A 13,623-nucleotide genomic window follows, 5' to 3' on the forward strand; every position below is an offset into this window, starting at 1 on the left:
CATCTACCCCATCATCCCGCGACGCACGCGCGGGTCCATCAACGCCAAAAGAATGTCAGTCACAAAATTCAGGACAACAATTGTTGCTGTCAGAAGGAAAATAATGGCACCGGCCAATTGCTGATCATTTGAACGTGCCAGTGCTTCAATCAAAAGGGCGCCGGCTTCGGTCAGCGTTAGAATCAGCGCGATAATAGGCAGTTCATTGAAGATACGGTTCAGATCAAATCCGAGCGAATTGATCACCGGCCCCAACGCGTGTCGGGCCGGATAGCGCCATAAAAGGGTCCATCCGCCAATGCCCCTGGCAGAAGCGGCAGTGACATAGAGTTTGCCATTTTCATCCAGCATCAACGCTCTGACGGTTTGCAGTGCAAAGGCTGTGGCGGACCACCCCAGAATGAAAATTGGCAACCAGGCTCGGGATAAGAAATCCCAGAACTTGGCCATCGACCAGGCGGCATCACGGTACTCTTTGGAAAACAGTCCCGTTAAGGAATCGCCGAAAAACACTGTCGAAATCAGCATTATGATGAGGGCCAGCAGGAAGTTTGGCAGAGCCAGGCCCAGATAAGAGACAAACCTGAGTGAGTTGTTGGCAAAAGCATTGTTCGATGAGGCTGAAATAATGCCCACCGGAATGGCGATGAGGTACGCGGCGATCAGAGCTGCCAGACAGATCATCAGACTGATCCAGAATTTGTCGCCCAGAAGCTGGTTGATATCGAGACGCAAAATACAGCTATCGCCGAATTCACCGCGGAACATCACATTGCTGACCCAACTGACCCAGCGCACCGCAAAGGGGCGATCCAGGCCAAGGCGGCGTTCTTCCGCCTGAATATCATCAATGCTGATTTGCGCGCCCTGGGTGTTCTTGAAGGCAAGATACCGTTCAGCGCAACTGCCGGGAACCAGCTCCATAAGTGTAAACACGATCAGCGACACTGTGAGTAGCGTAAAAATCGCCATCACTGCCCGCATTAACGTGAATTGTAAGAAGCGCCCCATATATCCAACCCAACCTGATCGTCCAAGTGTTGGGACCCGTTACAAACGGGCCCCAATTTGCAGTGAAGGCGTCAGATCAATTTGACTTGATACTGACGCCTCCCGCGATTTTTATTCTTCCAGGAACCACTGAGCTCCGCGATATGGGTATGTCCGATAATACTCATAAGACGCAGTTTTGAATTCCGGAACATTTTTCAGCTTGTTGTTCACATAGATCGGATCAGGCGTCAGAGCCGTACCGATGAACAGCAGATTGCCGGTCATGTTCTCAACCATACGTGCACCCAGCATGTTGGACTTGTCTGTGCCAACAGGCTCGGACTGAAATGCGTTGATGTCTTCAATCAACTGCATGACATATTCCGGTGGCTTCACGCCTTTGGCGCCGTTTGTGTCCACATATTCAGCCCACAACATACCAACGCGGTGTGCAAAATAGTTCTCAAATGGTGGAACCCAGAGCTCATTGTTGCCAAGGATAATACCAAGTGGCTGGCCTTTTTCCCAAAGACCCACATCCAGCTGATTGGAAGACTGAGCCGAACGATACTCATCCGGTGTCACTTCCTTAACAGTGGTTTTGATGCCCACATTTGACCAGTACTGACCGACCAGTTCAACAACTTGTCCGGCAATACCCTGTGTCGCGAATTGCAGGTTCAGAACCAGCGGATCGCCATTTGGCAAATCACGGAAGCCATCGCCGTCTGCATCAGCTAGGCCGACTTCGTCGAGCAGTGAGTTTGCTTCATCAGGCGCAAATTCAGTAGCAAATGTCTTCCATTTGGGATCGACAAAATCCGGTACCGGAGAGAAGCCGGTGAACTGCTGGATGGTGCCTTGACCGAAATACGCGACTTCGTTCAGTTCTTCGCGGTTGATGGCAATTGACATGGCCTTGCGGAAATTGAAATCGCCGAAGACTTTGCGTTTTTCCTCATCAGCCGAAGTCACGTTGAACGAAAATGCGTGCATCGCGATTTTTGGCTTCAATTGGACGGAGTAGCCGCCCTTTTCCTGATTTTCCAGAAGCAGCGGTGCATCTGACAATTGCAGGGACTGTGTCTTGTAGTCCACTTCGCCATTGATCAGTTTCAGCAAACGCACCTGGTTGTCATTTGCGTAAACTTCATCCTGCTCATTGATGTATGGGAGCTGATTACCAGCAGTGTCCACCATGAAGAAGTAAGGATTTGCAACATAGTGACGGCCCTCAGTGGAGTCCGCAACTGTGATGAATGATTCCAGCGTTGGAACCACGGCGGCTGGCATGTTGGCAACCTTATCCGGGCTGTTCAGCAGTGGTGACGGGGTATCTGTCCAGTCTGAATTGCCGAAATAGGCTTTGATGACGTCATAGCCATTTTCAAAACCCAATGCTGTGGCTTTTTCATCCGCATCAGCACTTATATCCGGGTGAAACTGACCCAGAAAATGCTTGGGCTGGAAGCCCTGTGCAAATGATGTTGCAAAGTGAGCGATCAGACCAGGTTTTGGCGCTGGCAGAATGAATTTAACTGTCTGCGGATCAATCACCTCAACAGTCATACGCTCGCCGCCAACCAGCACATAGTCTTTTGGCTTTTCATTGATGTTTGGATCAAGCGCGATGTTATCGTACCAGAATTTTACATCTTCGGCTGTGAATGGTGCACCATCCGACCATTTGTGACCTGCACGCAGCGAGAAGGTTACTTCTGTATAATCGTCATTCCAGGACCAGCTTTTCGCAACATTTGGAACGATGGTCTGAAGATCATCGGAATAACGAACCAGATTGACGTGACGCGTGGACAGGAAATCGGATGTGCCGGCTTCTGTCGCATTGGACAGGGCATCCAATGTGCCGCCATAGCTGCCGATCATTTCGTATGGGGCAACAACAAGAGGCTCGGAAGGCAAACGATCTGCCAGCGCTGGCAGATCAGGATTGCCCTGAATCTTAGCGTTCAGATCGCCAATGGCAGGATTTTCCTGGAACGCCAGTGTGCAGCTTGCTGCAGCTTGAAATTCAGCGAGCTCAAATTGCTGCGGATATTCACCCGCGGCAACGCCCATCATATCGGCGACGGTTACTTCCGGGCATCCAGCAGCATAAGCTGTGCTGGATAGCGCGGCGAACGCGACGCCTGTTAAAAATAGTTTCTTCATAGATTTATCTCCTCAGGATGTGCATCAGAACTGACAGTGACTAGCGTTTCTATATGAAGCTTTTACAACGTGGATTTATCAAAGCCTCTTTGGGGGGAACCGTCAAATGCAAATGAGTGCGAAATTATCCGTTACCAACTCGGTTCGACCACAGCCCCCTGCGATAGCTCATGAAACCGTACGAACCGTCGAATTATCAGTGAAATCGATTATTCTTATCACAGAATAGGAAATTCTGATGATCTTCAATTGCAAGGAAGCACTATCTTCCCGGTCCATGCCAGTCACAAAGCGCTGACATACTTAGGGTTGCAGGATTTGGAGCAGACATTGAAGAAAAAAATTCTGATGATCGTCATTGATCAGTTTCGCGCAGACTGTCTCAATGGTGCACTATCTGGGCATATCAAACTGCCGCATTTGCAGGCGCTGATGCGGGAAAGCACTTGTTTCAAGCGCCATTATACAGTGACATCTCCATGCGGGCCGTCCCGCGCCAGCCTTTTGACCGGCCTTTACGCCATGAACCATCGGTCAATTCGCAATGGCAACCCGCTCCCCAGACAGCATCCGACCCTCGCCTCCGAATTCCGCAAGGCAGGATATGAGCCCCTGTTGTTTGGCTATACCGATGTAAGCGCCGATCCCCATTTTCTGCATCCCAATGACCCGGATTTGAAAAATTATGAAGGCCTTGCCCCCGGATTTTCAGAGGTCGTCAGACTACGATCGGAGAGCAATTCGTCGTGGATCGGGAACTTGAAAACCAAAGGCTACAATATTCCGGCAGCCTATTGGGACCTGTTTAAACCTGTTGCGGCAAATGGCAACATGGCACCGGCGATCTCCGATCCTGCCCTTTATGCAGCTGAAGACAGCGATACCGCATATTTAACAAACCGGACACTGGAGGAATTATGCGCCAGAGAGCAGCAGGACTGGCTTTCTCTGGTAACCTATATTCGCCCACATCCACCTCTGGTAGCGCCGGCGCCTTACAATAAAGCATTTGCGCCTTCAGAATTGCCAGCACCAGTGCGCCCCCAAAGCCTTGAAAAACACAAAGAGGCCCATCCATATTTCGCCGCAAATTATACACATCCCGCCAATCAGGGTCTGTATATCGGTTTCGATGGCCGTCAGGATTTGATGTCAGACGACGATGTTGCCGAGTTGCGCGCTGTCTATGCCGGATTGGCGATGGAGGTGGATCACCATATTGGCCGGATTCTGAATTATTTGCGGGACAGTGGGCAATTTGACGATACGCTGATTGTTGTCACGGCGGACCATGGGGAAATGTTGGGTGATCACTATATGTGGGGCAAGGAAACGCCGCATGAGGCCGCGCTTCACGTTCCACTCATCATCCGCGATCCGCATAATCCGCAAAGTCACGGGACTGAAATCAATCATTTCACCGAAACTATCGACATCACGCCAACCTTGCTGGATTGGGTTGGTGAAGAGCCAAATATCAGCTTCAACGGCAAGTCCCTGTTGCCCTTCCTGAAAGGAGAGCCACCCCAATCCTGGCGCAGCCACATTTTTGCTGAGGTAGATTTTGGTGACCCGCTGGAGCCAACCCGTTTTCAGGAAGCGTTTGGCCTGTCACAGTTCCAGTCGAATTTTGCCGTCATTCGTGATGATCGCTTCAAATATGTCCATTTTAACGGCGGGTTACCGCCATTGCTATTTGATATGCAGGCCGACCCGCAGGAATTCAACAATCTGGCCGCAGAGCCATCCCACGCGAGCGAACTTCTGCATTACGCAAATGTGATGCTGGACCACCGCATGTCTTTTGCGCACCACGCAACCAGCCGCATGAAGATAAAGGAAACAGGAATTCAGTACGCTTAGAGAAGAGGTGTGGTCGGGTCAGCAGGGTTACGCTGACCGCAACAACACTAACTCACAGGTCATCAGCACCGCATTTCCGTCACGGAGCAAAGGACCATGCATGATTTCGCCATCAAGACCGACAATCAGAATGTCGATATTTGCGCCAGATTGCGGGCCTTTCAGATTGATCAATCCCTGTCGCACGAGAAATTCCGTTGCATAGCTTTCCATAGTGTCGCCATTGTCAAAGGAAGCACCGATCAGGCTGCCAAGGCCGTGAATTTCCGCCTTTGCCCAGCCAAGCTTCTTGCAGATTTTTGCCAGTTCCTGACCAATTTCCACATTTGGGCGCAAACGCACCAGAGCCGCATTCGCAGCTGGGTCTGCAGCCGCTCCATTTGGCTGGAACAATGTAAAATTTGTCTCTGGATCGAACTGGCCCTCAAACCTTGCATCTGGAAACATCCACCCGGTGAAGGTCGCCGTGTCCTTGATGATGCAGCGGTCCGGCAGCATATGACCGGCAAATTGCTTGCCCATTTCATTGGTCCATGACCCATGGCAATGAATGAAGGGTCCGCCATCGCGCCAACCGAACACAAGACCAGCCTCTTCAATCCGGCCTGATCCAGCCAGATCATGAGTCTCACTCCACCACGCTGTATGATCATCATCAGGGGAGGGGGCGGGCATGACGAATTCCAGTTGGCGCACATTTGCGTCTTGAACAGAAAGATAAGCAGACATTGCACCAAGCTTGGCCAACGCCGCAGCAAGTGCTGGCAACACACATTGTCCGGACTCCAATTCAATGCTGATCGGAACCGCATCCGTGAGGCTGATAAAATGGCGCTCCGGCTCAACCGGACCGGGTTGCCGGATGTAACGCATTACGTCTCTGCACCTTCTGCCAACCGTCTTTCATACTCAGCACGCACAAGTTTTTTGGTAATCTTGCCATAGCCGGATTTCGGCAATTCATCCCAGAACACAATGGATTTTGGCATCTTGTAGCTTGCGACTTTTCCAGTCAGCCAATTTCGCAAACCTTCGGCCTCGATTGTCTGGCCCTTGGCAGGCACACAAACTGCAATACCAATTTCTCCCCATTTGGGATCGGGATACCCAAAAATTGCCACCTCGGAAATTGCTGGATGCAGCAGAAATTTCTCTTCGGTCTCGCGTGGGTAAATATTTGAACCACCGGAGATATACATGTCGGATTTCCGGCCCGTCAGATAGAAGAATCCATCTGCATCCATGTGTCCCACATCACCGGTGCAAAACCAGCCATTGCGGAAGGCTTCGGCATTGGCATTCGGGTTGTCCCAATAGCCTGAAAATACGGCAGGTCCGATAATGCAGAACTCTCCCGTTTCGCTAGGTGCGACTTCGTGGCCGTTAGCGTCCTGAATCTGTATCTGCATACCGGTGCGGGCTGTGCCACATGTGCCTTCACGGCGCGCTTCGGTGCTGCCATCTTCATGCAGATCAGGGCGCAACACGGTAATTGCGCCGGTCACTTCACCAAGACCAAAATACTGAACCAGTACGGGGCCCAGTTTTTCCAGAGCCGCAATCTGATCGGTCCGGTACATTGGCGCGCCAGCATAAATGACATGCCGAAGCGAGCTGTGATCAACGCTGTCGACAGCGGGGTGCTCGACAAGCATTTTAACAATGGTCGGAACCGAGAACAGATTGCTGACACGCCAACGCTCGATCAACTGCCAGATTTCTTCTGCGTCAAATCCAATGGATGCGGGCAGGATGGTTGGCACACCGCGTGCCACTTGCATCAGCATATGCACGCCAGCGCCATGGGACATTGGGGCAACCGCAATCGAGGCGTCATTTTCAGTGGTTCCGGGCATCAGATCGCTGAGATGGTTGGTCACCACAAAAGCCATCTGGCCATGGGTCAGAACGGCGGCTTTCGGAAAGCCGGTCGTGCCCGATGTGTAAAACAGCCAACACGGATCATCATACTCGGCATCACATAGCGGCGTCGTGGCGTCCTGGTATTGGTCGACCAGCGCGTCATAGTCGGTCCCGAAACCGGATGCGCCGATTGATATCATGAATTCCAGATCATCAGCGCAATGGCTTGCGTGATCAGCAAACACGGATTGTATGATCATGCCCTTGGCGCCACTGGAGCGTACAATCCAGGACAGATCGTCCGGACTGCCGCGAAAATTGGCCGGCACCCAGATGGCACCAACACGCCAGCAGGCAAAGGCTGATTCAAACACCTGATTGCAATTATGCGACTGAACAACAATGCGGTCGCCCTTTTGCACGCCATGGATTTCCACCAAGGCGCGCGCCATGGCATTGACCCGCGCATTCAGTGCTGACCAGGACCACTCAGCATCGCCCCAAACGAGACCCGGCATGTCTGGAAAGCGCCTTGCAGACTGTTCCAGAAAGTGCGCCAGGTTCATGACCCGATTGGAATTGCGTTGCATAATTTGTGACCTTACTGCACGCGTTCAAGAATGGAGACGTAGTTTGATACCGCTGCACCGCCCATGTTAAAGACAGCACCAAGCTCGGCGTTCGGTATCTGCATGTCGCCAGCTTCACCCATTAACTGCATGGCGGCCATAACATGCATCGAAACGCCGGTTGCCCCAATTGGGTGACCCTTGGATTTCAACCCGCCGGATGGGTTCACCGGCAACTTTCCATCCTTCCGGGTCCAACCCTCACGCGCCGCTTTCCATCCTTCACCGCGTTTGGTCAGGCCCATCGCTTCATATTCAATCATCTCGGCAATTGTAAAACAGTCATGGGTTTCAACAAAGTCCAGTGCATCCAGATCAACACCGGATGATGTTTTGGCCTGTGTCCAGGCCCGATGCGCGCCCTCAAATGCGGTCATGTCACGCCGTGACAGAGGAAACACATCATTGCTGTTGGCCCGCGCGCGAAAGCTGATAGCCCGCGCCAGATCTTTAGCGGTTTCCCGGTCAGCAAGGACAATCGCGGCAGCACCATCCGATACCAGCGAGCAGTCCGTACGTCTGAGGGGAGGCGCCACCAACGGGTTCTTCTCGGACACCGTATTGCAGAAATCAAAGCCAAAATCCCGCTGCATATGGGCAAAGGGATTATGTACACCATTGGCATGGTTTTTGGCCGCAATCATCGCCATTTCGGCGCTTCGATCGCCGTTCTTCTGGAAATAGGATTGTGTTATCTGTGCAAAAATACCAGCGAAACCACCGCTAACCCCCGCCTCTTCTTTGCGATAGGACGCGCTGAGAAGAATATCGCCGACTTTTGCGTTTGAGGTGGCAGACATTTTTTCCGCCCCCACGACCAAGGCAATGCGTCCGCGTCCGCTGGCAATAAAGTCGGCAGCGGTATACAGCGCCGCCGAACCTGTGGCACAGGCGTTTTCTGTGCGAATGGCAGGCGTGTGCTCAAGGCCCGGCACAACAACACCAAGCAGGGCCGCTTCAAAACCCTGATCTGAAAACCCGTTATTGAGAACGCCAATTGAGGCGAAATCAACACTATCGGGCGTAACACCTGCATGGTCCAAAGCCGCCCCGCCAATTTCAGCCATAAGCGCTTCCACATCTGGGGCATCACTTTTGCCGAACCGGCTATGCGCCCATCCAACGATCACGGGATCTGAATTCATTCTATTCCTTTCAAGCCCGGTCCGCCCTAGCCCTGAGGCGTCATGGCTTCCCGCTGGCGGGCGCGTTCAAGCCCCAGTTTGCGTTCCCGATAGATAATGATCAACCCGGCAAGGATCACAAGCGCAACGCCGGCGAGTGTATTGGCAGTCAAAACTTCATCAAATATTGTGTAGCCCACAATGACAGCCAACAGGATCGAGATATATTCAAAAGGCGCAATGACAGATGTCTCAGCAAACCGATAGGACATGGTCAGCAATATTTGTCCAATCCCGCCCAGAATGCCCGCCATGATGAGCAAACCCAACTCGGGAAGTTCCGGGACAACCCAGCCAAAGGGCAGGGATACAAGGGAAAGCAGCGTAGCAGTGATGGAGAAGTAGAACACAATCGCAGCCGTGCTTTCTGTGTTGACCAGTTTGCGAATGAACACTTGAGCCAGAGCCATGAAAACGGCACTGATCAAGGTCAGGAACGCCCCGATGGTCTCCAGCTTGTCGGCAGATTCAACGCTGATGACAGTGAGGCGTGGCATCAGAATGACAACCACTCCTACCAGTCCGAGAACCACCGCTGACAGGCGAAACACCCGGACCTGTTCCCCCAAAAACATTGCCGCAAAAATAACGGTCAAAACAGGCGCAGCGTAGCCAATTGCGGTGACTTCGGGCAGCGGCAACAGCCCAAGCGCAGTGAAGCCCATGGCCATGGAAGCTGTCCCCACCAGTCCGCGCCAGACATGGCCCATCGGGTTGTTGGTTTTGAGGCCCTGTTTCAAATCATGCTGCCAGGCAAGCCAAACGAGAATGACCGGAATGGCAAACAGTGACCTGAAAAAGACGGCCTCGCCAGGTGGAATGTGATCGGCAACGGCTTTGATGCAGCTTGCCATGGCGACAAAGATTGTCACCGACATGAGTTTCAGTAAAATTCCGCGTAGTGGGTTCATGACTGGCCTGAATGGAAGGAGTTGTAAGAGTTCAGATATCTACCGCGAGTCGCATACAGCATGCAATCGGGGGCAGGTCCGCGCCTTACCTTTGTGATGTCTTCCAATCCGGATGCAGCCATGGTTCCGAATTGGATCGGCTCAGAGGATCACGGCCCAGAATATGGTCTGATGCCTTCTCACCCACCATGATGGAAGGGGCATTCAGATTGCCATTGGTAATCCGGGGGAAGATTGAGCTGTCAGCAACCCGCAATCCCTCCACGCCAATCACGCGGCAGGTTGGATCAACAACCGCCATGAGATCGTCCGTGCTGCCCATTTTGGCGGTTCCGCAAGGGTGATAGGCACTCTCGGCATGGTCACGAATAAACCCATCCAACTCATCATCGCTTTGAAGCGCGCTGCCCGGTTGAATTTCGTGTGACGTGTAGGGTTTGAACGCAGGTTGCGCGAAAATCTCGCGGGTCAGCCTGATACAGGTTCTGAAATCCTGCCAGTCACTGTCATCGCTCATATAGTTGAAGTTGATTTTCGGAGCCTCATCGGGATTGTTGGAACGCAGTGTAACCGCACCGCGAGACAAAGAACGCATTGGCCCGACATGGGCCTGGAACCCATGCCCTTCGGCCGCTGTCTGGCCGTCATAGCGTACAGCGATCGGCAGGAAGTGATACTGGATATCGGGGTAATCCACACCGGCTTTTGAGCGAATGAAGGCGGCAGATTCGAACTGGTTGGAAGCGCCCATGCCGGTGCGCGTAAACAACCACTGCGCACCAATCAGTGCCTTGCCCCAAAGGTTCCAGTATTTGTAAAGCGTGATGGGTTGGCTGGCCGCCATCTGGATATAAAGCTCCAGATGATCCTGCAGGTTTTGTCCAACGCCCGGACGATCCGCCACCACTGCGATCCCGTGTTCCGCCAAATGCTCTGCTGGACCGATGCCTGACAACATTAAAAGCTTTGGTGTGTTGATGGAGGAAGCGGCAAGGATGACTTCCCGGTTTGCCCGGACTGTTTCAACCTGATCACCGCGCTTGATTTCCACGCCAATGGCGCGGCCATCTTCAAACACCACGCGTTGCGCCAGGGCGCGGATGATTGAGCAATTGTCCCGCTTTAACGCCGGTTTGAGATAGGCATTGGCCGCCGACCAGCGCCGACCGCGCCACACGGTCTGCTCCATTGGGCCAAAACCCTCTTGCTGCTCGCCATTATAATCGTCGGTGAGCGGATACCCGGCCTGTTGACCGGCATCGACAAAGGCCTGAAACAACGGGTTTTTGCGCGGTCCTCTGGTAACATGCAATGGCCCGCGCGTGCCACGCCAGGAACGATCCCCGCCATGGCCGCCTTCATGCCAGTGCTCCATGCGCTTGTAATAGGGCAGCACGTCGGTATAGGCCCAGCCCTCGGCGCCGCTTTCGGCCCAATAATCAAAGTCCTTTGCATGGCCGCGCACATAGACCATGCCATTGATGGAGGATGACCCGCCAACGACCTTGCCGCGCGGCACGACAAGCTCCCGTCCGCCAAGATAGGGTTCGGGCTCCGATGTGTAGCCCCAATCATAGCGCGCCATATTCATAGGATAGGACAAGGCCGCTGGCATTTGAATAAATGGGCCAGCATCCGTGCCGCCATATTCGATGACAAGGACCGAATGCTTGCCGTTTTCCGACAGGCGGTAAGCCATGGCACAGCCTGCAGAACCGGCACCAACAATGACAAAATCAGCTTGCATCAGTAAGGTGCCTCTACTGGTCCCATGGCCACATAGACGGATTTCAACTGGGTGTAATGCTCAATCGCTGCCTTGGAATTCTCTCGTCCGACACCGGATTGCTTGACGCCGCCAAAGGGGGCTTCCACCGGTGCAAGATTGTAGGTGTTGATCCAGCAAGATCCGGCCTCAAGGTCAGCAATGACCCGATGAGCCCGTGTCAGATCCTTGGTGAAAACGCCGGCCGACAGGCCGAACTCGGTGTCATTGGCACGCGCAACAGCTTCGCTTTCTTCGCTGAAACTCAACACCGACATGACCGGCCCGAAAATCTCCTCACGGGCGATCCGCATATCATCTGTAACATCGGCAAACACGGTGGGTTCGATATAGAATCCGTTTTTGCCCATGGCACGCTTGCCGCCTGTTACCAATCTTGCACCCTCGGATTTGCCGATCTCGATGTAAGCCAGAACTTTGTCCATCTGCGCCTCGGTAACCATCGGCCCCATCTGCGTCTCTTCATCCATCGGATCGCCAAGCCGGATCGCATTGGTACGTGCTGCAAGCCGATCCAGAAATGCTGGAAGAATGCCATCCTGGACAAACACCCGCGTGCCATTGGAACAGACCTGACCGGAGGAGTAAAAATTGCCCAGCATCGCCCCGCCGACCGCATCTTCAATATCGGCATCATCAAACACAAGAAGGGGTGATTTGCCGCCAAGCTCCATGGTTACATGTTTCACACCGGCACCGGCTGCAGCGTAAACCTTTTTGCCTGTGGGGACCGATCCCGTGAGAGAGACTTTATCAACCCGCGGATCAGACACCAGTGCAGACCCGACATCGCCAAGACCCTGAACCACATTGTAAAGCCCGGCTGGCAGGCCTGCCTCCACCAGTATTTCAGCAATCTTTAGGGCGCAGAGCGGTGTGGTTTCAGACGGTTTGAACACCACAGCATTGCCACAGGCAAGCGCGGGCGCGCCCTTCCAGCAGGCAATCTGAGTGGGGTAATTCCAGGCGCCGATGCCAACACAAACACCAAGTGGCTCGCGAATGGTGTAGACAAAATCCTGCCCAAGCGGGATGTGCTCACCCGTAATGGAGGCTGCAAGCCCACCGAAATACTCCAGCGCATCGGCGCCCGATGTGGCATCGGCCACAAGTGTTTCCTGCAATGGCTTGCCGGTGTCCAATGTCTCCAGCGTGCTGAGGTCGCGATTGCGGTCCCGGATCATATCGGCGGCTTTGCGCAATATGCGCCCACGCTCTGTACCACTGGTCCGTGCCCAGGATTTCTGAGCGGTTTTTGCAGCGCTTAGCGCCTGATCAATGATGGAGGGCGTCGCCGAATACACCCGTCCGATCAGCTCTCCACTGGCCGGGTAAATGATATCAATCGGCGTTCCTGCCGTATCTTCCACATAGACACCATTGATGAAATGGCTGGCGGTCGGTTGTGCTTTCATCGCTCAAATCTTTGCGAGGTAAGTGTCAAAATCTGTTGGCTGGTCACTATGAAATCCCAACCGATGTAGTTTTCAAACCGAGTTGCAAGTGCAGATACTCAGCCACTGTTGCGATTGTATCCAGCCGGCTGGGCGCAATATCCTGCAGCGCTTTGCGAATGTAAAATCCGTCAATCATGGCTGCCAGTCCTTGTGCAATATGCTCTGCCCGGCTGGGATCGGTCAGCTGTAAAAGGCTGAATAGCAGGTTGGAATGCAGGCGTCGTGCATAGACCTGCAGCAGGCGCTGCGCGTGCTTTGATTTTTGTGCCTGAACATAAAAGGAAAGCCATGCTGCCACCACCTCGGGTGCAAAATTGCGCGGGTGGAAGCTGGCAGTGATGATGGCTTCCAGTCGATCCAGCGGATCTTTTACCAACGACAATTCATGGCGCACATGCTCGCCGAATATTTTCAGAATATGACGCATGGCAGCCAGCAAAATCTGATCTTTACCGCCGAGATAATGATGTGCCAGGCCACTTGAAACGCCTGCGCGTTTTGCAATGCGGCCAACTGTTACGTCGAGCGAACCGATTTCACCGATTTCCAGAATGGTGGCGTTGATCAGGGCCTGTCGGCGAATGGGCTCCATTCCGACCTTGGGCATTTCGGTCCTCGCTGGTGGCTCTTTTACGCTAAAAAGAGCGGGGGCTTGCTATGTTCAGGGAATATGTTTTTAATTGACTCGTCAATTAATAAAAACCGGAAACGTCATCGGAGCCTGAGCTCAGACCGGACTCTGCTCGTTCACCGGCTGATCATCAA

The 13,623-nt window shown here is 53.2% G+C and carries 10 protein-coding genes; 1 reads left to right on the plus strand and 9 read right to left on the minus strand.

The window, feature by feature from the left end:
- Nucleotides 1-3: 3 nt before the first annotated feature.
- On the minus strand, nucleotides 4-1,011 hold the full coding sequence (locus RAL91_RS08625; protein WP_306261422.1) for an ABC transporter permease: 1,008 nt from the start codon (nucleotides 1,009-1,011) through the stop codon (nucleotides 4-6).
- Between the two features lie 111 nt (nucleotides 1,012-1,122).
- Nucleotides 1,123-3,165, minus strand: coding sequence for an ABC transporter substrate-binding protein (locus RAL91_RS08630; protein ID WP_306261423.1), 2,043 nt, complete (start codon nucleotides 3,163-3,165; stop codon nucleotides 1,123-1,125).
- 330 nt (nucleotides 3,166-3,495) lie between these two features.
- Between RAL91_RS08630 and RAL91_RS08635 the strand changes: the two genes are divergently transcribed.
- Nucleotides 3,496-5,028, plus strand: a complete 1,533-nt coding sequence (locus RAL91_RS08635; protein ID WP_306261425.1) for an alkaline phosphatase family protein — start codon at nucleotides 3,496-3,498, stop codon at nucleotides 5,026-5,028.
- Between the two features lie 27 nt (nucleotides 5,029-5,055).
- Here RAL91_RS08635 and RAL91_RS08640 read toward each other — a convergent pair whose 3' ends face one another.
- From RAL91_RS08640 to betI, 7 genes are all read right to left on the minus strand, one after another.
- Entirely contained in the window at nucleotides 5,056-5,901 is an 846-nt protein-coding gene (locus RAL91_RS08640; protein WP_306261427.1) for a hypothetical protein, read from the minus strand.
- Nucleotides 5,901-7,481, minus strand: a complete 1,581-nt coding sequence (locus RAL91_RS08645; RefSeq protein ID WP_306261429.1) for an acyl-CoA synthetase — start codon at nucleotides 7,479-7,481, stop codon at nucleotides 5,901-5,903. Before RAL91_RS08645 ends, RAL91_RS08640 begins: the two co-directional genes overlap by 1 nt.
- Before the next feature lie 11 nt (nucleotides 7,482-7,492).
- Nucleotides 7,493-8,665 (minus strand): acetyl-CoA acetyltransferase, encoded by a 1,173-nt coding sequence (locus tag RAL91_RS08650; protein WP_306261430.1) that lies wholly within the window; start codon nucleotides 8,663-8,665, stop codon nucleotides 7,493-7,495.
- Nucleotides 8,666-8,691: 26 nt separating this feature from the next.
- Entirely contained in the window at nucleotides 8,692-9,615 is a 924-nt protein-coding gene (locus RAL91_RS08655) for a DMT family transporter (RefSeq protein WP_306261433.1), read from the minus strand.
- Nucleotides 9,616-9,700: 85 nt separating this feature from the next.
- Complete coding sequence (gene betA, locus RAL91_RS08660; protein WP_306261436.1) at nucleotides 9,701-11,362, minus strand: choline dehydrogenase; 1,662 nt, start codon at nucleotides 11,360-11,362, stop codon at nucleotides 9,701-9,703.
- Nucleotides 11,362-12,816 carry a betaine-aldehyde dehydrogenase gene (betB, locus tag RAL91_RS08665; RefSeq protein ID WP_306261438.1) on the minus strand — a complete coding sequence of 485 codons (1,455 nt, stop codon included), beginning with the start codon at nucleotides 12,814-12,816 and terminating at the stop codon, nucleotides 11,362-11,364. The genes betA and betB overlap by 1 nt, the downstream gene beginning before the upstream one ends.
- Before the next feature lie 46 nt (nucleotides 12,817-12,862).
- Nucleotides 12,863-13,465, minus strand: a complete 603-nt coding sequence (gene betI, locus RAL91_RS08670; protein ID WP_306261441.1) for a transcriptional regulator BetI — start codon at nucleotides 13,463-13,465, stop codon at nucleotides 12,863-12,865.
- Nucleotides 13,466-13,623: the final 158 nt, after the last annotated feature.

This window comes from Pararhizobium sp. IMCC21322, from assembly GCF_030758295.1.
Classification (GTDB): domain Bacteria; phylum Pseudomonadota; class Alphaproteobacteria; order Rhizobiales.

Excerpts from the sequence above, each read along its gene's own strand:
- RAL91_RS08625 (WP_306261422.1), bottom strand. The coding sequence starts at position 1,011 with ATGGGGCGCTTCTTACAATTCACGTTAATGCGGGCAGTGATGGCGATT.
- RAL91_RS08630 (WP_306261423.1), bottom strand. The coding sequence starts at position 3,165 with ATGAAGAAACTATTTTTAACAGGCGTCGCGTTCGCCGCGCTATCCAGC.
- RAL91_RS08640 (WP_306261427.1), bottom strand. The coding sequence starts at position 5,901 with ATGCGTTACATCCGGCAACCCGGTCCGGTTGAGCCGGAGCGCCATTTT.
- RAL91_RS08645 (WP_306261429.1), bottom strand. The coding sequence starts at position 7,481 with ATGCAACGCAATTCCAATCGGGTCATGAACCTGGCGCACTTTCTGGAA.
- RAL91_RS08650 (WP_306261430.1), bottom strand. The coding sequence starts at position 8,665 with ATGAATTCAGATCCCGTGATCGTTGGATGGGCGCATAGCCGGTTCGGC.
- RAL91_RS08655 (WP_306261433.1), bottom strand. The coding sequence starts at position 9,615 with ATGAACCCACTACGCGGAATTTTACTGAAACTCATGTCGGTGACAATC.
- betA (WP_306261436.1), bottom strand. The coding sequence starts at position 11,362 with ATGCAAGCTGATTTTGTCATTGTTGGTGCCGGTTCTGCAGGCTGTGCC.
- betB (WP_306261438.1), bottom strand. The coding sequence starts at position 12,816 with ATGAAAGCACAACCGACCGCCAGCCATTTCATCAATGGTGTCTATGTG.
- betI (WP_306261441.1), bottom strand. The coding sequence starts at position 13,465 with ATGCCCAAGGTCGGAATGGAGCCCATTCGCCGACAGGCCCTGATCAAC.